Origin of the sequence: Caballeronia sp. TF1N1, from assembly GCF_022878925.1 — a bacterium.
Taxonomy (GTDB): domain Bacteria; phylum Pseudomonadota; class Gammaproteobacteria; order Burkholderiales; family Burkholderiaceae; genus Caballeronia.
In genome coordinates this window covers 905,074-921,271 of sequence record NZ_CP084628.1, presented here as the reverse complement: position 1 = coordinate 921,271, position 16,198 = coordinate 905,074, and the positions used below count along the sequence as shown (strand labels likewise).

Genomic DNA, 16,198 nt, shown 5'->3' with positions numbered 1-16,198 from the left:
GCTTTCTTGGCTCTCGTCGCTGGGTCATCGAGAATGTATCGTACGGTTCATGCCTCAAGGAGAAACACGCATGAACCCAAGAATCGTCATACGCCATCTCGATACGCCCGCCGACTGGACGCGCGCTTTCTCGGTGATGAAACAACTGCGTCCGCATCTGACGGATGCCACGGCTTTCTGCACGCAACTGCGAGCACAGCATGAACAAGGCTACCGTTTGATCGCCGCGTCCGACGCGGACACGGTCCTCGGACTCGCGGGTTATCGCACGCAGATGAATCTGATCTATGGACGCTTCGTCTACGTGGACGATCTCGTCGTCACGAACGAGTTGCAACGTAGCGGCATCGGCGCAAGCCTGCTCGATGCCGTGCGCAACATCGCGCGCAAATCCGATTGTGCGCACTTCGTGCTCGACACAGGCCTGCATATGGCGCTTGCGCAGCGCTTCTACTACCGCAATGGCTTGCTCGCGCGAGGCATGCATTTCGTCGAGACGCTGAACGACACGACGGAGCAGACGCGATGAAACTTCTTCTGCTCAACGCCAGCCCGCATGGCGAGAACAGCCACGGCCATCGACTCGCCATGGAGATGATCGAGCGTCTGCGCAGCATCAATACCGTCGAAGCGATCGAACGCGATCTGACGGCGCATCCTCTTGCGCCCATCACACGCGATTATGCCGGCAACGTTACCTCGCGCACGCCCGATGCCAGCGCGTTCGATCTCTCCGAAACGCTGGTCGGCGAGATAGAAGCGACCGATGCGCTCATCATCAACACGCCGATGCATAACTTCACCGTTCCCGCCGCGTTGAAACTATGGATCGACTATGTGTTGCGCATTCATCGCACGTTCGCGGCCACGCCCGAAGGCAAGATCGGCTTGATGCGCGACCGGCCCACGTTCGTAATCGTCGGGTCCGGCGGTTTTCATACAGGGGAACGCGCGCGTCAGCCGGACTTTCTGACGCCGTATCTGCGATATGCGCTGGGTTCCATCGGCATTCACAGCGTGCAGTTTTTGTTGCTGCAGGGGCTCGTCATGGGAGACGCCGCAGTCGAGGACGCATTGCGTGTTGCACGCGCCAGGCTCGCGCATCATGCGCTCTTCGCTTCGAGCGATTCCGTCGCGCTCTAATCGCGCTTTAATCGCGCTTTAGCCATCGAACGCGCGCCTCAGCATGCGCGCAAGACGCGACGCTTCCGCTGCGGTGCCGACATTGGCAAAGCCGAGCACGAGGCCACTCAACGTGCGCTTCGTGCGTTTGCCCAGATACCACGCCGATAAACCGATCACCGCGAACCCTGCCTCGCGGGCGCGCGCGGCGACCGCGAGATCATCCACGGGACCGTCGCGGCCCGCATTGAAGATGGCCACCAAATGCATGCCGCCAGCGGGCAACTCCACGCTTAGCCTCGCCCCGAACGCCTGCACGAGCGCATCGGCAAGCAAGGTGCGACGCTCGTCGTACAACGCACGCATGCGCTTGAGATGCCGCGCGAAATGCCCTTGCGCGATGAAGTCCGCCACGGCCGCCTGCAATAGATACGGCGAGCCCGCATTGGTGCTCCTCGTCAATTGCCCGAAGCGCGCGACGGCCCGCTCGGGCACCACCACATACGAAAGCCGCAAGCCGGGAAACAGCACCTTGCTGAAGGTGCCGCAATAAATCACGCGATCATCCCGGTCGAGGCTCTTCAACGCCGGCAACGGACGCCCGACGTAGCGAAACTCGCTGTCGTAATCATCTTCCACGATCCAGCTTCCCGCGCGATTCGCCCAGTCGAGCAGCTTCATGCGCCGCGCGAGCGAAAGCGTGACGCCAAGCGGACTCTGATGCGATGGCGTAACGAACGCAAAGCGCGCATCCGGCGCGAGCGCCACGCCGCGTTCGACATCGAGACCTTCGTCATCGACCCGCACCGGCACGAGTCGCAGTCCCGCTTCGATGAGAAAGTTACGCGCGAGCAGATAGCCCGGTTCCTCGAACCACGCGCTGTCGCCCGGTCGAGCGAGGCCGCGCAAGACGAGTTCGAGCGTCGCGCGATAGCCGTTGGTCACGAACACCTGTTCCGGCGAGCATTCCACACCGCGCGACAAGCCGACATACGTTGCAATGTGCTCGCGCAACGGTCCATAGCCCGCTGGTTCCGGATAGGTGAGCGCGGCGACATCGCCGCTTCTCGCGCGATACGCCACGAGCCTGCTCCAGACCTTGCGCGGAAAGGCATCGAGCGCGGGCAGGCCGGGGCGTAGCGGCTTCGCGTCGTTGCCGATGTCATCCGCACGCGCAGGCTGCGCGGGCGCAAGCGCGCGGTCACGGCTCTTGCGCGATCGCGCAGCGGTCGCCGACGGAGGCAACGACGACGATACGAACGTACCCGCCGCGCCGCGCATGTGCAGATAGCCTTCGTTGACGAGGATGCTGTAGGCCAACTCCACCGTGCCGCGCGCGGTGTTGAGCTGCGTCGCCAGGCCGCGCAAGGCGGGCACGCGGTCGCCGGGCCGCAAATGCCCCGCCGCGATAGCCGACTTGAATCGCTCGCAAATCTGCAGATAGATCGGCAATTCCTCGCGCCGATCGATTTCCATGTTCCACGCCATGACGCATCCTATGGCCTAGTCAATCTTGAGAATCTTGTCCCTTCTGGGTGAGCCATCATTCTTGCACAATGGCTTCAACCATTCATCCACTTGAAGAGGCTGGACATGAAGATTGTCGTTATTGGCGGAACGGGGCTCATCGGTGCGAAGGCAGTCGCCATTCTGCGCGCACAGGCTCACGATGTACTGGCCGCATCGTCGCGCAGCGGTGTGAATGCCGTCACGGGCGAAGGCTTGAAGGAAGCGTTGACGGGCGCGCATACGGTCATCGACGTAACGAACGCGCCTTCATGGGCGCCCGATGACGTGATGGCGTTCTTCCGCACGTCGACCATGAACCTGATCGAAGCCGGGCACGCCGCTGGCGTGAAACATCATGTGGCGTTGTCGATTGTCGGCACGGATCGCATGCCGGACAACGGCTATTTTCGCGCAAAGGACGAGCAGGAAAAGCTGATTCGCGAATCGGGTTTGCCTTACACCATCGTACGCGCGACGCAGTTCTTCGAGTTTCTGCAAGGCATCGCCGATGTCTGTACGAGCGATGACCAAACGCGTCTCTCGCCGCATCGATTTCAGCCGATTGCAGCGGACGACGTGGCGGCCATCGTCGCGGATATCGCGCTGACCGCGCCACTGAATGGCGTGCTCGATATAGCCGGACCGGAGCGCGCGCCCATGAACGAATTGATATCGCGCTATCTGCAGGCGGTGAATGACACGCGCGATGTCGTCGTCGATACAAACGCCACGTACTTCGGCGGCACGCTCGAAGAAAATTCGCTCGTGCCGCTCGCCGATGCGCGTCTGGGTCGTACGCGTCTTGCAGACTGGTTGCGCCGCGAAGCCTGAATCAGAAGATGTGCATCAAGCCGACATACGCACCCGTTTGCGATTCTCCCGCGAGCGGGCTCGTGCTGGGCGTCGTGTCGCGCGGCGTGGCGAACACCGAAAACGTGCCGTTCGCGCTGTTGCGCACGTAGGCTACCGTGCCATAGACGAACGTGCGCTTGGTGAAGTTGTAGGTCGTGCCGAGCGCATAGAGCGTCGCGTGACTGGCTGGATCGTGCGCCGTATCGCCCGTGCCGTCGCCCACGTGAATGTAAAAGCCTGCGGCCGTCACGGCCCATTGCGGCGTCCACTGGTAAGTCGCGCCGAGCCAGTAGTGATCGGCGCTATCCGCCACGCCTGCGGGCGAATCCGGCGCGGCGTAGTGCGTGTACGCGGCCTGCAGCTTGAACTTGTCGACCTTCACGTTTGCACCGACAAAGTATTCGCGCGACGCCTGGAAGATGTTGTCGAGCCGGCCATCCACGCTGCGCAGTTCATCGTAGATGCCGCGCACGTCGAGCATCGACGAATGATAGGTAAGCATGATGCCGTCCGAGCGGCCGAACTCGCCCGTCGCGCCCTTGTTGAACGCGCCCGGCTGATTGCCGAACGCATACTGCCCCTGCACGTCGAGGCCATGAAACACCGGGCTGTGATATTCGACGTTATTGCTGCTTTGCTGCCAGTTGCGTCCTCTCACGAGCGATGCCGACGACACCGCCTGCTGCACGAAGGGATCGAATTCCCAGACGCCGTCGCTATCGATGAAAAGATTACGGCCGGCCTGCAATTGCCCCCACTCTTTCGAAGTCAGCCCCACATAAGCGCGCCGCGACCACATGCGTCCGCCGCCCGTTGTGCCGTTCATGATCTGCAAGGCGGTTTCGAGCGTGAAGATGGCCGACGTGCCGCCGCCCAGATTTTCGATACCTTTCAGCCCGAACATGCTCGTGCCCCAGTCGCCGCCTTCGGCGCTCCAGCGCGAGGACGTGCCGCCTTGACCGTTCGCTACGTGGTTCAGATATTCGATGCCGCCATCGAGACGGCCATACATGGTGACCGTGGATTGCGCATACGCGCCCGACGCAAAACCTGTCGATAAAAACAGGATACTTGCCGCTTTGATCAAACGATGTCTCATGATGTGTTGCACTCCTTTGACTGGCGCAATCTTATTGACGGAAGTATCTCCGGCAGCAACATAGCACCAACTCGCGAAGTCTTCACGAATGACGGCGACGGAACATGTTGAGCATACAATCGCGTCTCTCACCGACTCGAAGCCTCGCCGCATGATCAAGCCTAAACAACGCGACGCCGAACGCACGAAAGCGGCCTTGCTCGAAGCCGCCGCCGAAGCGTTCGCTCAAAACGGTTTCGCCTCCACGCGCGTGGAAGACGTCGCGCAAAGCGTCGGACTCACCAAACGGCTCGTCTTTTACTACTTCGATTCAAAAGAGAAACTGTATATCGCGACGCTCGAAGCGGCGTATCAGCGCATCCGTCGCGAGGAAGAAGCGCTCGGCGACGCCAACATGCCGCCACGCGAAGCGCTCGCGCAAATCTGCGCCTTCACGTTCGATTATTACGTGAGCCATCCGAGCTTCGTGCGGCTCGTGGCAAGCGAGAACATAGAAGGCGGCGCATTCCTCGCGAAATCGGGCGTGGTGCGCGAGAGCAATCAGGGCATCATTCGCCTGCTCGACGCCATCCTCGAACGCGGCCGCGAGCAAGGCGTATTTCGCCGCGATGTCAGCGCGAAGGACGTGCACATGACCATCAGCAGCCTGGCTTTTTTCTGCATCGCGAATCAGCACACCTTCGGCACGCTGTTCGATATCGACATGAAAGCCGAAGCGTTTCTCGTGGCCAAGCGCGCGCAGATCGTGGATATCGTCGACCGGTTTTTAATGCCTTCTAGCAGTTGACGGGTCTTCTCCGTACCCGCCAGCCAGGACGCGCTTACGTTGAAACCGATTCAACCGGCAATTTCGAAGACAAATTCGCCGGCGATTCTTATGTTTTTCTTATAAATGGCTTAAGGGACAAACCCAAGTATCTCTCTTGATTCGGATCGCTAAGATTCTCCTCGAAGTTGTACGACCACATGAGAGGATTGCGCCGCCTTATCGGATGACATCGGGCAGCGTTCTCCCTCGGATGACGTATTCAAACAACGAGGCTTTGACCTAAGCATGAGAAATTGCATCCACAGCAGTTCAAAGAGAGAAACCAAGAGCAGTCCGTCGCGGATCGCGGCCGCGTGGCTTTCATCGGTTACGACGGTGTTCGCGCTCGGCGCTTGCGGCGGCTCTTCGTCCACGCCGACAAACGCGGCGGTCGAGAATAACGGCGAAGCACCGGCGGCTTCGGCGGCTTCAGCGGCTTCAGCGGCTTCAGCGGCTTCGGCGGCTGCGCCTGCATCGGCAGCTATTCCTGCATCGACCGCTACACCGGCGCCAGCCGCCTCAGACGCCACGCCTGCGCAAACCGCGTCCGATGCCGCGCCCGCCAGTGACTCGGCCGTCGTCACGCCGCCCGCAGGCTTCAAGGTCGGCACGACGCTCTACGACGCCGCATTGCCGCCCGAACCGTCGTTGCCCACCGCCGCGCAAGTCTGCAAGGAACTGCCCGCCACGCTCTCCGCGCTGCCAAACGGCCTCCTGCCCGAAAGCGCCGACGCCACCGACACCGCGCCCGACACCGCGCGCATTCAGGCCGCGCTCAACGACTGCGCGAACAAGTCGAGCACGAGTCTCGCGACCAACAAGGCCGTGCATCTAATGGCCGGATCGGGCGGCGCGAACGCGTTTCTCGCAGGCGCGCTGACCATGCCGACCGGCATCACCTTGTGGATCGATCAGGGCGTCACGCTCTTCGCGTCGCGCGACCCGCGTCAGTACGACAAGACCAAGGGGACGGCGAGTTGCGGCGTCATCACCGCGAGCGACAACGGCTGTCTCGCGCTCATCAACGCGAGCAAGGTCGCCAATGTCGCGGTGATGGGCGACGGTGTCATCGACGGGCGCGGCGGCAGTCCCCTCGTGAGCAGCGTGCCGAACGACCCGAATCTGCTCAAACGCCCCGACGGCACCACCATGAGCTGGTGGGACATCGGCTGGAAGGCCAACAAGGTGCTGAATCAGGCGCAGAACAATCCGCGCCTCGTGCAGATCAGCAACGGGCGCAATTTCACGTTGTACCGCGTGACGTTGCAGAATGCGCCGAAGTTCCATGTGGTGCCGAGCGGCATCGACGGCTTCACGGCATGGGCCGTCAAGATCTACACGCCGACGGCCGCCTATGAAGCCATGACGAACTATCTCGGCATGCCGTATAGCCCCGCCACCGCGAAGAACACCGACGGCATCGATCCCGGCAGTTCGGGCGTCATCACGAGCAATGCGGGCAATCCCGGCAGGCTCGCGGGGGACGCGAGCAACATCCTGATCGCCTATTCGTTCATCCGCACCGGCGACGACAACATGGCGATCAAGGGCGGCACGGGCACGGTCAACGGCCGGACCTATAACCTCACCGTTGCGCATAGTCACTTCTACGAAGGCCACGGCATGTCGATCGGCAGCGAAACCGCTGGCACCGACAACGGCGCGGCCAATCCGGATGTCGTCGCGGTGAACGGCGTCTTGCCGAGCGTGAGCAACGTCAATGTCTACGATCTCGCGATCGACGGCGCGGATAACGGCCTGCGCATCAAGTCGGACTGGAGCCGCAGCAGACTGATCTCGAACATCCGCTATTCGAACATTTGCATCCGCACGCCTTCGTCGTCGCCGGACGGCAACCCGCAGGCACTCATCTTCTCGCCGTATTACAGCGCGACGAAGAATGGCGGCCTTTATCCGAACATGCAGGGCATCGCGCTCGATGGCGTGCGTATCGTGAATGCATCGAGCTATACGTTTCAGGGCTTCAATTCGGCAAGTCCCATCATGCAAGGCTCCGGATGGTCCGGCGGCACGGCGGGTGTGCCGAATCCGCCGGTCGTGAATCCGCTCGTGATTTCGCTCAACAACGTTATCGCGGATATGGCGCCGGCTGGCTTCGCCGTGTCGGATGCGCTTATTGCCATTGGCGCGGATGGAACGAATCTGCCCTTTCAGACCGCCGGCAGCGTGACGGTCACGCGTTCGACCAACACGGGCACGTCAGGCCCGGTCGATTGCAGCGCCGCCTTCGTGCCTTTCCCGGGGCAAGGCGCGTAACGCAATAAGACACGCAAATAAAAAACGGGCGGCTCCCGCATGAGCCGCCCGCAAGGTACTGCAAGAACCGCGATGCTTACTTCTGTGCGATGGTCGCCTTGTTGCCCGTGCCCGTTTGCGTCACGACAGCCGTGTTGCCGTAGCCAGCTTGCGTCACCGATGCGTTGTTGCCCAGGCCAATCTGCGTGATCACGCCGACGTTGTTGGCGCCCGTTTGCGACGAGGTCGCGACGTTGCCGAAGCCCGCTTGCGTCAGCAGCAAGTCTTCATACGAGCCCGACTGCGAAGCCTTCGCCGTGTTCAGATCGCCGATTTGCGACGACACGATGTTCGATTCACCCGCGCTGTCCTGCGTCAGATCGGCCTTGTTCGACGAGCCGAGTTGCAGCGAGCTTGCCGTGTTGCCGCCGCCGAAGCGCTGTGCAACCGAAGCCGTGTTGTTGCTGCCGGTCTGGACGACGGTCGCGTGGTCGTTCGAAGCGTACAGTTGATCGACGTAAGCGGTGTTGAACGCGGCGCCCGACTGAACGATGTTGGTCGTCTCGTTTTGCGCGTTGATCTGATGCACGCTTGCAAGGTTCGGCAAGTTGGCGCCGCTCTGGTCGATGGTCGTGTGGTTGTTGCCACCGTTGGTCGACGAGACGTTGGCGATTTCCGCGCCGTTCTGCGTGATCTTGACCGTGTCGGCGTATTCGTTGTTTTGCTGAACCGACGTGTCGGTCACGCCGCCCGTTTGCGTCACGGTCGTGTCGTTGTAGCCGCCGCCCGTGGTTTGCACCACGGCCTTGCCGTGGTCACGGTCTTGCGAAATCTTCACCGTGTTGCCGATCGTGGCCGACTGCGTCACGGTGGCTTCGCCGCCGTCGATCTTGCCAAGCGTCGAACCTTGATTGATGGTGACGGTGTTCGAGCCGCCGCCCGTTTGTGAGATCGTCGACTTGCTGTTGGCGCCGTATTGGTTGACGGTGTCCTTGTCTTGCGACGCGTTGGTTTGCGTTACGTTGGCCGTCGAGTTCGTGCCGTTCTGCGAGATGCGGGTGGTTTCGCTGTGTGCGCCGTCTTGCGTGACCGTCGCGCCGAGCTTCGAGTTCGCCGCGCCGCTCAGTTGCTTGATGTCGGTGTCGTTGTTCGAGCCGTTCGACGACGTGACAGTAGCTTGCGCGTTGTTCGCGCTTTGCAGAGCATTGACCGTGTCGTTGCTCGATGCCGTCTGCGTCACGGTAGCCGTGTTGCCGGCGCCGATCTGCGTCACGAAGGCTTTTTCGCCTACCGACGAGTTGTCGGCGAAAGCTGCCGTCGATGCCAGTGCTGCCAGACCCATAGCGATGATAGATGCCTTGACTTTCATTTTTATGCCTCGTTGATTTGATATTTTGAGTACTTCGATTAGTCACCCTAACGGCTGACGGCCCCTACCGTCAGCCGGCACGACTCCACCTACTCCCTGCATCACACCTTACTGCGTTACCGCGGTCTCCTCTCACCCTGGCACTCGACCATGGCGTTCAGGCACCTACTTCATAAGGACCGAAGCCCTCGCGCCGCCCGTCTGCGTCACAGACACGCCTGCGCCGTTGCGGCTTTGCAGGATGGAAACCTCGTTGCCGGCGCCGTACTGCGTCACCTGCGAAGACATCGAGGAACCGATCTGCGTGACCGCTGCTGCATTACCGCTGCCGCTCTGCACCGTGACCGAGCGGTTGTTCGTTCCGGCCTGATAACCGGCGTACTGGTTGCCGCTGCCCGACTGCGAAAGCGCCGTCCAGTTGTCGTTGCCTGCCTGCGCCGTTGCGGCGGCGTTCGCCACGCCCGCCTGATTGGCGAGCAACACGTTCTGCCCTGCCTGCACGCCGACGATGCGATTGCCCGCGCCCGCCTGATTGACACGCGCCGTCTGCCCGCCGAAGCCCGGCTCCGAAGGACCGAAGTCCGAGATCGGCGAGAGGTCCGCCGCGAACACCGCGAGCGATGCACTCACGACCGCGCCGCACGCCGCAAGCAGCGCGATTTTCGGGGCGCGTGTCAAGGAACGCATTGACTTCATTTCAGTCTCCTCCATCAATGTGCCTTAGCTCTTGGCCGCCGATGCGCTCGGCGGATCGATCTTCTCGGGGCTATACGCGGGATTGATCTGCTCCATCGTCGCGGCATAGCCCTGGTTTTCCTGCAAGTAGCGCTGCATGGTCGGGTCATACCAGTCCTTCGTGTCCTTGAGCGACCACGACTGATTGGCCACGCCTTGCACGATCAGATGCACGAGCGCCGATTCGATCGCTTCGTTCACGCACAACTGTTGCGGCTCGTTGCGCGTCATGCCGAGTTCGGCCTGCAACAGATCCTTGAAGCCGATGAAGCGGTACACGCCCGTATCGACCTGAATCGAATAGATAGTTTTGGTGGTCGAGACGCTGTTGAGAATGGTGCCGTTGCGAATATCCACGGCACGCAGGTTCACCGTCACCTGATCCACGCGATACTGCTGCGACGCCGAAATCCCCAGATACGCGACGCCCGCGCCGCCCGTGCGAATGTTCGAGTCGTAGCCGACGATGCCGCCTTCCAGCACGATGCTCGCCGGCGCCAGCGATCCGATCTGCGGAATCGCGCGGTTCTTGTCGTCGGGCGTTTCGAGCGCCCGCATGATCTTGCGTTCGGTGAGCAGGTCCTGGAGATTCTCGCGTTCGACCGGCGTGAACCAGCCCGAATCGCGCATGGCTTTCACGAGGAACGACGCGCCGCCTTGTGTCACTTGCGAGGAAAACGAACTGTCCGGCGACGGCTTGTATTGGCCCGTCAGATCGCGAAAGCCATACACGGCCGCGACGATGCGTCCTTTAGGCGGCGGCAGGTGCGTGAGATCGCGGGTCACGCGCGTCGGCGGCGTGAGGGTTGCGTTTCCCGCCGAGGGCATCGGCGCGGTCACGCAACCGGTGAGCAGCATCGAACCGATGACGGCGGCGCCGAGCGCGGCGCGCATCGCGGAAAATTTGAAGTTGTTCTTATTCATGACGATGTTCGAGCTCACTGTCCGTTGCCAACGACGAAGGTCGTCGATGCGCCCGTGGTCTTGTCCGTGGTCGTCACTTGCAGATTGCCGCCCGTGACTTGCGTGATCGCAATCGAGAAATTGCCCGTGTTGATCGTGCCCGGATGCAAGGTGCCGTCGGTGCCGACGATCGAGCTCGAAATCGACGATGCGACGCGCGACAGGATCGCCTGCTGAAGTTGCGTGTTGAACTGGTCGAGCGTGGACTGGCTGCTCGTGCCGAGATCCGACAGCGACGGGTCCTTGTACTTGTTCTGGGCGTTCGCTTCGTTGAGCAGGTTCGTGCCGTTCAGCGGGTTGCCGCCGAAGTTCGGATTGACCGGTTCATAGACGAGCGAGGTGGCGTGTGCGGCGGCGAGCGTCATCGAGAGCGCGCAGGCGAGCAACGCGCGTTTTGCGGGCGCAGTGATCTTCATCGTGAATCCCCGTAATTGGCCGTGTTGCTTTTTTTAGAGTTCGTCCGTCGCCATGTCGGCGTCGCGGAACAAGAGGCGCGATATGTCGGCCTGCATGACGTTCTGAAACGCGATCTGCGCCGCGTTTTCCGCCACCGGCTTCACATTGGAGCGAGCGATCGGCAGGAACGCCTGGAACACGCGGCGTTGCCCGAACTCGACCCACACGAGGCTGCCGTAGCGCGCCGAGGGCCGCTCGTGCACCGAGACGATGTAGCGCTCGGAGAGGGGAATCGCGCCCCATGCCTGCGCGAACCAGTTGTAGAAGTCCTGGCCGGCGAGCGTCACGGTGTCGGTGGTGACGACGCCGCCGAGCGCATCGTCGAGCGGCTTCTGACCGTTGACGTCGGCGCCGCGGGCACGCGGGGTATCGGCGAGGGTATCGCCCTTGTCGAGCGATGACGAACCGTTCACCGTGCCGCGCGAGCTGAGAGGCGCGCCATTGGCGGCGGGCAGCGCGGTGCCGCGGTTCAGCGGGCTGGGCGTCGGCGTGCTCGGCAGCGAAATGAGCGGCTGAGCTTGCGCCGAGGTCGTCACATGCGTGGCGATGGCCGGCGCTTCCGCGTCCTGCGCGTGAGCGCCCGTGATACTTCCCCAAAACGTGATGCACACTGCGGTCGTTCGCCGGAGGGTTTTAAAACCCTTCTCGAGCGAATTGTTTTTATCTCGCTGCATGACTTCCCCGTAAGCCTCTGGCCGCTATGGTGCTGCCTTGAAGCGTTTGTTTTTATTCGTAAGACGGAACCGATTCTGATCGAGACGCGACGGCTTTTATGTTGTCGTCGCCACATTCGACTGAGGAAAGTCGCAAGAAATGAAAACGTGTTGGAAAGGCCACTCAAAGCCAGTTGAAAATCACTGTAAAGAAACGTTTGCCGATGCCGTTAATCGGTGCAGAGCGTGCCGAATTAGGGTTTTCCACAGGCAGCGCCGCTGACAGAATTGATTGCGACAAGAGATAACGATGGTTTTCAGCTACAGAGATATGTTGGTCACGCCGGCGGCAGTCCGGCATGGAGATGCGTTTGCCGCGATGGCGCGCATTCAGGACGTGGACGGCCGCGAGCGCTCGGTGCAACTGCCGGGGGAATTCGATTGCGTGGAAGAAGCGATCAGGTTTGCGATCGCTTCGGGGTTCGAGTATATCGATGGGACTTGTAATTGAAGGGTTCAGCGCTGTCTGGACTGGCGGCGGCGCTAGCCGCTACCGCGCCTTCAACACCCTCAACCCCGAATCATTCAACGCATTGCCCACGCGCGCTTCGCTTTCGGCTGGCGCCTTCTTCACTTCGCGAATCGATAGATACCGCAGGCAGCACACGCGCAAGAATGAGGCGAAGTTGGTTGGCATCTCGCCACGCAGTGCGATCAACTCGTCGTAGAGCTTCACCGCGAACTGACTCGTCGTCAGATTTTCGCGCTCCGCGATTTCCTGCAGCACATCCCAGAACAGATTCTCCAGCCTGACCGTGGTGATCACTCCGTGAATGCGCAGCGAGCGCGTGCGCGATTCATACAGAATCGGATCGGCGTTGATATAGACCCCGCACATGAGAAAGCCCTCCCGTGATTGCCGGTCAACCCTACTCCCGGGCGACTCGTCCAGCAATCGAGTCGGACCCGGAAGCACGGCAGGCGTTAGCGCATCCGTTCAAACACGGCGCGCGTTCATCTGTCCCGCGATGTAATCCGCCTGCCGGATCGCGAGCGTCACGATGGTGAGCGTCGGATTTTCCGCCGCGCCCGTCGTGAACTGGCTGCCGTCGGAGATATACAGGTTCGCAACCTCGTGGGTCTGGCCATGCTTGTTGCACACGCCGTCCTCGGCACGCGCGCTCATACGGGCCGTGCCGAGATTGTGCGTCGATGGATACGGCGGCACGCGATACGTCATCTTCGCGCCGGCCGCCTCGTACACGGCGCTGCCCTGCTTGTAGGCATGCTCGCGCATTGCTTGGTCGTTCGGATGATCGTCGAAATGGACGTTCGCCACCGGCTGGCCGTATTGATCCTTCACGTCCGAATTGAGCGTCACGCGATTCGTCTCGCGCGGCATGTCCTCGCCGACGATCCACATGCCCGCCGTGTAAGCGTACTGATCCATGGTCTGCGCGAAGCTCGGACCCCACGCGCCCGGATCCACGAAAGCAGCATAAAACGGCAGACCGAGCGACACCGTTTCCAGATGGTAGCCACCCGCGAAACCGCGCTTGGGATCGAACACGGCTTCATCCTCGATGATGCCCGCCATCGTCGTGCCCTTGAACATCTCGACCTTGTCTTCGAACACGCCGTAGACCGAACCCGTCGTGTGGCGCATATAGTTGCGGCCCACCTGTCCCGAGCCGTTCGCGAGCCCGTCCGGAAACTTGCTCGATTGCGAGTTCAGCAAGAGGCGCGGCGTCTCGATGGAATTGCCCGCCACCGCGACGACGCGCGCTTTCTGACGTTGCAGCTTGCCGCTCGCGTCGTAGTAGACGACGCCGCTCGCCTTGCCGCGCGCATCGTGTTCAATGCGCACCACGTGCGCCTGCGTGCGCAACTCCATGTGCCCCGTGGCCTGCGCGCGCGGCAGTTCGGTATAGAGCGTCGACCACTTCGCGCCCATGCGGCAGCCTTGAAAGCAGAAGCCACGCTGGAAGCAATGCGCGCGGTCATCACGCACGGTGCTGTTGATCGCCATGTGGCCGGTGTTGCATTCCTTGTATCCGACCTTCTCCGCGCCCGCCGACATCACCTTGAAGTTGTTGTTGCCGGGCAGTCCGGGGAAACCGTTGGTGCGCGTGACACCCAGCTTCTTCTCTGCGCGGTCGTAGTACGGGTTCAGCTCGTCGCGCGTGACGGGCCAGTCGAGCAGGTTCGCGTCCTTGATATCGCCATACGTGGACTTCGCCTTGAACTCCCACGGCTGGATGCGCAGGCTCGCGCCCGCCCAGTGCACGGTGGTGCCGCCCACCGTCTTGCAGATCCATGCGGGCAGATTCGGGAAGTCCTTCGCCACGCGCCACGATCCGGACGTCGTGCGCTTGTCGAGCCACGACAGCATTTGAAACGCGTTCCATTCCTCCGTCGCAAAATCGCTTTGCGTATGCGAGCCGCCCGCTTCCAACACCACCACGTCGATCCCTTTCTGGGCAAGTTCGTTGGCGAGCGTCCCGCCGCCCGCGCCCGAACCGATGATGACGACCACATGGTCGTCGCTCTGCTTGAACTGCACCTTGTTGCCTGCGTACATGTCTGTCTCCGCTGTGTCCGCTGTATCGCGAGAGTCGGCGCTGCTGCCTGCTCGCCCGATGTCGTTTCGATCCGCGCGCAATCAGCCGTCTTTCGGAATCGGTCCGCTTGCGGCGACCGGCGGGTCCGGCAGCCATGACAGATTGTTGAAGCCCTGATAGAGATAGCCTCCGTCTCCCTTCGATGCCCCATAGCCGAAGTGCGCATACGCCATCGCGTTGCTGTAGAGCGAGACGACCGCGGTGCTGCGAATGGTTTCGAAGAACGGTGTGCCGGCAAGCGCCGCGACATCCTTTGCCTGGTCCGCCGCGGCGCGTTTGGTCCAGTCGGAACCGGCGCCGGCATCGAGCTTGCCGATGCCATCGGCGAGTTGTTGACGCACGGCCGGATCGGCCTTGGCCTTCGCGTCGAGGTCTTTGACGACGAGCGCATATACGGCGTTGTCCAGCGTGGGATGCGGAAACACCTGGCGCGTGAACGCAAGCAACACTTCGCCCTGATGCGTGTCGAACCCTTGCAGTTCGAGCGCCCACACGCGGCTTGGCGCCAGGCTCGCGAACACCGAGGTCACGGCGAGCGTGCCGACCAGCACGCCCGAACCGCGCAGGAATTCGCGTCGTGTCAACGCAATTTTAGGCGGCGCGGCTTGCGTTTCCGAGTGCCGCACGCCCGCCTCGATGACGTCGCCCGCCCGCCGCGGCGCGACGATCGGAATGATCGTGTCTCGCATGTCTATCTCCTTGTGGGGTACTGCAACAGCTTATTTATGTGTATGCGCTGCTCGAAATCGTGTTACTGATAATGGCCGTGCCGCTCCAACACTTCGATCTTGTATCCGTCCGGGTCCTGAATGAAGAAGTAACGGGCGATGAGCGCGCCGTCGTCGTCGCGGAATTCGCGCAGGTCGTTGGGCGTCATGCCCAGTTCGATGAGACGCTCACGCTCGGCCTTGGCATCCGCGACACTCACGGCGACGTGTCCGTAGCCATCGCCATGGGTGTAGGGCTCGGCGCGTCCCTTGTTCCACGTGAGTTCGATTTCAGCGTCGGTTTCGTCGTTACGCAAATAGACGAGCGTGAAGTCCGGGAAGTCCAGCCGGTGCGCCGTCTCGAGATTCAGCGCGTTCTGGTAGAAGCGCAGCGAGCGGTCGAGGTCCTGCACACGAATCATCGTGTGGATCAGCTTTGACATGGCGTCTCCTCCTTGTGACGCAAGTTTAGGGAGACGCTTGGGGTCAAGGTAATGCCCGGCTAAATAGCCGACTCGGGACTTGCCCTGAGAGGCGAATTGAAAGCCTGCCGCGCCGCCGCAAAAATTTTTGCGTGCGCTCTTGTGCATTGCGATGCCGCTCTCTATAATCCGCCGCTCCACAGGCTCGTAGCTCAGTTGGTTAGAGCACCACCTTGACATGGTGGGGGTCGTTGGTTCGAATCCAATCGAGCCTACCAACGAATGCATTGCATCAAGAAAAAACGCCGCGTATAAGAACGCGGCGTTTTTTTTCGTCGATCAAATCGAGTGTTTTCAGTCCCAGCAGTTACGGAACGCGACAGCGGCGATCACCGGCACGGTGAGCACGAGCGGAATGGCGAAGTAAGGCACTTCCAAATCCACGACCCAGCTATAGATCAGCCAGCCGATACCCACGCCAAGCGTGCCGATGCCAACGAGCGCGGTCAGCACGTTGAGCATGACGGGAGACATCCGCTTCTTGGGCGTTTCCTTGGTCGATGGAGTTTCCATGATGGCGGCAGGCGCATTCGAACGCGCGACAGATAAACAAGTCGATTGTATAC

General features: G+C 61.5%; 18 protein-coding genes and 1 tRNA gene. 7 read left to right on the top strand and 12 right to left on the bottom strand.

Annotated features, from left to right (window positions below; all coding sequences use genetic code 11):
• The first annotated feature begins 70 nt into the window (after window positions 1-70).
• The gene (locus tag LDZ28_RS24910) at window positions 71-529 is read left to right on the top strand and encodes a GNAT family N-acetyltransferase (RefSeq protein WP_244830067.1); all 459 of its coding nucleotides are present in this window, start codon (window positions 71-73) and stop codon (window positions 527-529) included.
• The gene (locus LDZ28_RS24905) at window positions 526-1,143 is read left to right on the top strand and encodes an FMN-dependent NADH-azoreductase (RefSeq protein ID WP_244830066.1); all 618 of its coding nucleotides are present in this window, start codon (window positions 526-528) and stop codon (window positions 1,141-1,143) included. Before LDZ28_RS24910 ends, LDZ28_RS24905 begins: the two co-directional genes overlap by 4 nt.
• 18 nt (window positions 1,144-1,161) lie before the next feature.
• Here the strand turns inward: LDZ28_RS24905 and LDZ28_RS24900 are convergent, their stop codons facing one another.
• A complete protein-coding gene (locus LDZ28_RS24900) occupies window positions 1,162-2,598 on the bottom strand; it encodes a PLP-dependent aminotransferase family protein (RefSeq protein ID WP_370652233.1) in 1,437 nt (478 codons plus the stop codon).
• 117 nt (window positions 2,599-2,715) lie between these two features.
• Between LDZ28_RS24900 and LDZ28_RS24895 the strand changes: the two genes are divergently transcribed.
• On the top strand, window positions 2,716-3,462 hold the full coding sequence (locus LDZ28_RS24895; protein WP_244830064.1) for an SDR family oxidoreductase: 747 nt from the start codon (window positions 2,716-2,718) through the stop codon (window positions 3,460-3,462).
• 1 nt (window position 3,463) lies between these two features.
• On the opposite strand, the gene LDZ28_RS24890 is transcribed toward LDZ28_RS24895, so the two are convergent.
• Entirely contained in the window at window positions 3,464-4,582 is a 1,119-nt protein-coding gene (locus tag LDZ28_RS24890; RefSeq protein ID WP_255784700.1) for a porin, read from the bottom strand.
• Between the two features lie 151 nt (window positions 4,583-4,733).
• Here LDZ28_RS24890 and LDZ28_RS24885 point away from each other — a divergent pair, with 151 nt between their 5' ends.
• Window positions 4,734-5,369, top strand: coding sequence for a TetR/AcrR family transcriptional regulator (locus LDZ28_RS24885; RefSeq protein ID WP_244830063.1), 636 nt, complete (start codon window positions 4,734-4,736; stop codon window positions 5,367-5,369).
• Window positions 5,370-5,636: 267 nt separating this feature from the next.
• Window positions 5,637-7,667 carry a glycoside hydrolase family 28 protein gene (locus LDZ28_RS24880; RefSeq protein WP_244830062.1) on the top strand — a complete coding sequence of 677 codons (2,031 nt, stop codon included), beginning with the start codon at window positions 5,637-5,639 and terminating at the stop codon, window positions 7,665-7,667.
• Window positions 7,668-7,743: 76 nt separating this feature from the next.
• On the opposite strand, the gene LDZ28_RS24875 is transcribed toward LDZ28_RS24880, so the two are convergent.
• From LDZ28_RS24875 to LDZ28_RS24855, 5 genes are all read right to left on the bottom strand, one after another.
• Window positions 7,744-9,015, bottom strand: a complete 1,272-nt coding sequence (locus tag LDZ28_RS24875) for a hypothetical protein (protein WP_244830061.1) — start codon at window positions 9,013-9,015, stop codon at window positions 7,744-7,746.
• Window positions 9,016-9,180: 165 nt separating this feature from the next.
• Complete coding sequence (locus LDZ28_RS24870) at window positions 9,181-9,711, bottom strand: hypothetical protein (RefSeq protein WP_244830059.1); 531 nt, start codon at window positions 9,709-9,711, stop codon at window positions 9,181-9,183.
• 24 nt (window positions 9,712-9,735) lie between these two features.
• Window positions 9,736-10,674, bottom strand: coding sequence for a CsgG/HfaB family protein (locus LDZ28_RS24865; protein WP_244830057.1), 939 nt, complete (start codon window positions 10,672-10,674; stop codon window positions 9,736-9,738).
• A 14-nt stretch (window positions 10,675-10,688) separates the two neighbouring features.
• Window positions 10,689-11,129, bottom strand: coding sequence for a curli assembly protein CsgF (locus tag LDZ28_RS24860; RefSeq protein ID WP_244830055.1), 441 nt, complete (start codon window positions 11,127-11,129; stop codon window positions 10,689-10,691).
• Between the two features lie 33 nt (window positions 11,130-11,162).
• Window positions 11,163-11,780: a curli production assembly/transport protein CsgE gene (locus tag LDZ28_RS24855; protein WP_244830053.1), complete on the bottom strand. Its 618-nt coding sequence runs from the start codon at window positions 11,778-11,780 to the stop codon at window positions 11,163-11,165.
• A gap of 352 nt (window positions 11,781-12,132) precedes the next feature.
• Here LDZ28_RS24855 and LDZ28_RS24850 point away from each other — a divergent pair, with 352 nt between their 5' ends.
• A complete protein-coding gene (locus LDZ28_RS24850; protein ID WP_244830052.1) occupies window positions 12,133-12,333 on the top strand; it encodes a hypothetical protein in 201 nt (66 codons plus the stop codon).
• Window positions 12,334-12,372: 39 nt separating this feature from the next.
• Here LDZ28_RS24850 and LDZ28_RS24845 read toward each other — a convergent pair whose 3' ends face one another.
• From LDZ28_RS24845 to LDZ28_RS24830, 4 genes are all read right to left on the bottom strand, one after another.
• Complete coding sequence (locus tag LDZ28_RS24845; protein ID WP_244830050.1) at window positions 12,373-12,720, bottom strand: ribbon-helix-helix domain-containing protein; 348 nt, start codon at window positions 12,718-12,720, stop codon at window positions 12,373-12,375.
• Between the two features lie 99 nt (window positions 12,721-12,819).
• Window positions 12,820-14,403, bottom strand: a complete 1,584-nt coding sequence (locus LDZ28_RS24840; protein WP_244830048.1) for a GMC family oxidoreductase — start codon at window positions 14,401-14,403, stop codon at window positions 12,820-12,822.
• An 81-nt stretch (window positions 14,404-14,484) separates the two neighbouring features.
• Window positions 14,485-15,132: a twin-arginine translocation signal domain-containing protein gene (locus LDZ28_RS24835; protein WP_244830046.1), complete on the bottom strand. Its 648-nt coding sequence runs from the start codon at window positions 15,130-15,132 to the stop codon at window positions 14,485-14,487.
• A gap of 62 nt (window positions 15,133-15,194) precedes the next feature.
• Window positions 15,195-15,593, bottom strand: coding sequence for a VOC family protein (locus LDZ28_RS24830; RefSeq protein WP_244830045.1), 399 nt, complete (start codon window positions 15,591-15,593; stop codon window positions 15,195-15,197).
• 180 nt (window positions 15,594-15,773) lie between these two features.
• On the opposite strand from LDZ28_RS24830, the gene LDZ28_RS24825 reads away from it, so the two are divergent.
• Window positions 15,774-15,850, top strand: a tRNA-Val gene (locus LDZ28_RS24825).
• A gap of 76 nt (window positions 15,851-15,926) precedes the next feature.
• Here LDZ28_RS24825 and LDZ28_RS24820 read toward each other — a convergent pair.
• Window positions 15,927-16,145: a hypothetical protein gene (locus LDZ28_RS24820; RefSeq protein WP_244830044.1), complete on the bottom strand. Its 219-nt coding sequence runs from the start codon at window positions 16,143-16,145 to the stop codon at window positions 15,927-15,929.
• Window positions 16,146-16,198: the final 53 nt, after the last annotated feature.

Bases quoted from the DNA above. Each gene is read 5' to 3' on its own strand.
- LDZ28_RS24850 (WP_244830052.1), top strand. From the start codon at position 12,133: ATGGTTTTCAGCTACAGAGATATGTTGGTCACGCCGGCGGCAGTCCGG.
- LDZ28_RS24885 (WP_244830063.1), top strand. From the start codon at position 4,734: ATGATCAAGCCTAAACAACGCGACGCCGAACGCACGAAAGCGGCCTTG.
- LDZ28_RS24880 (WP_244830062.1), top strand. From the start codon at position 5,637: ATGAGAAATTGCATCCACAGCAGTTCAAAGAGAGAAACCAAGAGCAGT.
- LDZ28_RS24870 (WP_244830059.1), bottom strand. From the start codon at position 9,711: ATGAAGTCAATGCGTTCCTTGACACGCGCCCCGAAAATCGCGCTGCTT.
- LDZ28_RS24890 (WP_255784700.1), bottom strand. From the start codon at position 4,582: ATGAGACATCGTTTGATCAAAGCGGCAAGTATCCTGTTTTTATCGACA.
- LDZ28_RS24910 (WP_244830067.1), top strand. From the start codon at position 71: ATGAACCCAAGAATCGTCATACGCCATCTCGATACGCCCGCCGACTGG.
- LDZ28_RS24895 (WP_244830064.1), top strand. From the start codon at position 2,716: ATGAAGATTGTCGTTATTGGCGGAACGGGGCTCATCGGTGCGAAGGCA.
- LDZ28_RS24835 (WP_244830046.1), bottom strand. From the start codon at position 15,132: ATGCGAGACACGATCATTCCGATCGTCGCGCCGCGGCGGGCGGGCGAC.
- LDZ28_RS24865 (WP_244830057.1), bottom strand. From the start codon at position 10,674: ATGAATAAGAACAACTTCAAATTTTCCGCGATGCGCGCCGCGCTCGGC.
- LDZ28_RS24900 (WP_370652233.1), bottom strand. From the start codon at position 2,598: ATGGAAATCGATCGGCGCGAGGAATTGCCGATCTATCTGCAGATTTGC.
- LDZ28_RS24820 (WP_244830044.1), bottom strand. From the start codon at position 16,145: ATGGAAACTCCATCGACCAAGGAAACGCCCAAGAAGCGGATGTCTCCC.
- LDZ28_RS24840 (WP_244830048.1), bottom strand. From the start codon at position 14,403: ATGTACGCAGGCAACAAGGTGCAGTTCAAGCAGAGCGACGACCATGTG.
- LDZ28_RS24875 (WP_244830061.1), bottom strand. From the start codon at position 9,015: ATGAAAGTCAAGGCATCTATCATCGCTATGGGTCTGGCAGCACTGGCA.
- LDZ28_RS24860 (WP_244830055.1), bottom strand. From the start codon at position 11,129: ATGAAGATCACTGCGCCCGCAAAACGCGCGTTGCTCGCCTGCGCGCTC.
- LDZ28_RS24845 (WP_244830050.1), bottom strand. From the start codon at position 12,720: ATGTGCGGGGTCTATATCAACGCCGATCCGATTCTGTATGAATCGCGC.
- LDZ28_RS24830 (WP_244830045.1), bottom strand. From the start codon at position 15,593: ATGTCAAAGCTGATCCACACGATGATTCGTGTGCAGGACCTCGACCGC.
- LDZ28_RS24905 (WP_244830066.1), top strand. From the start codon at position 526: ATGAAACTTCTTCTGCTCAACGCCAGCCCGCATGGCGAGAACAGCCAC.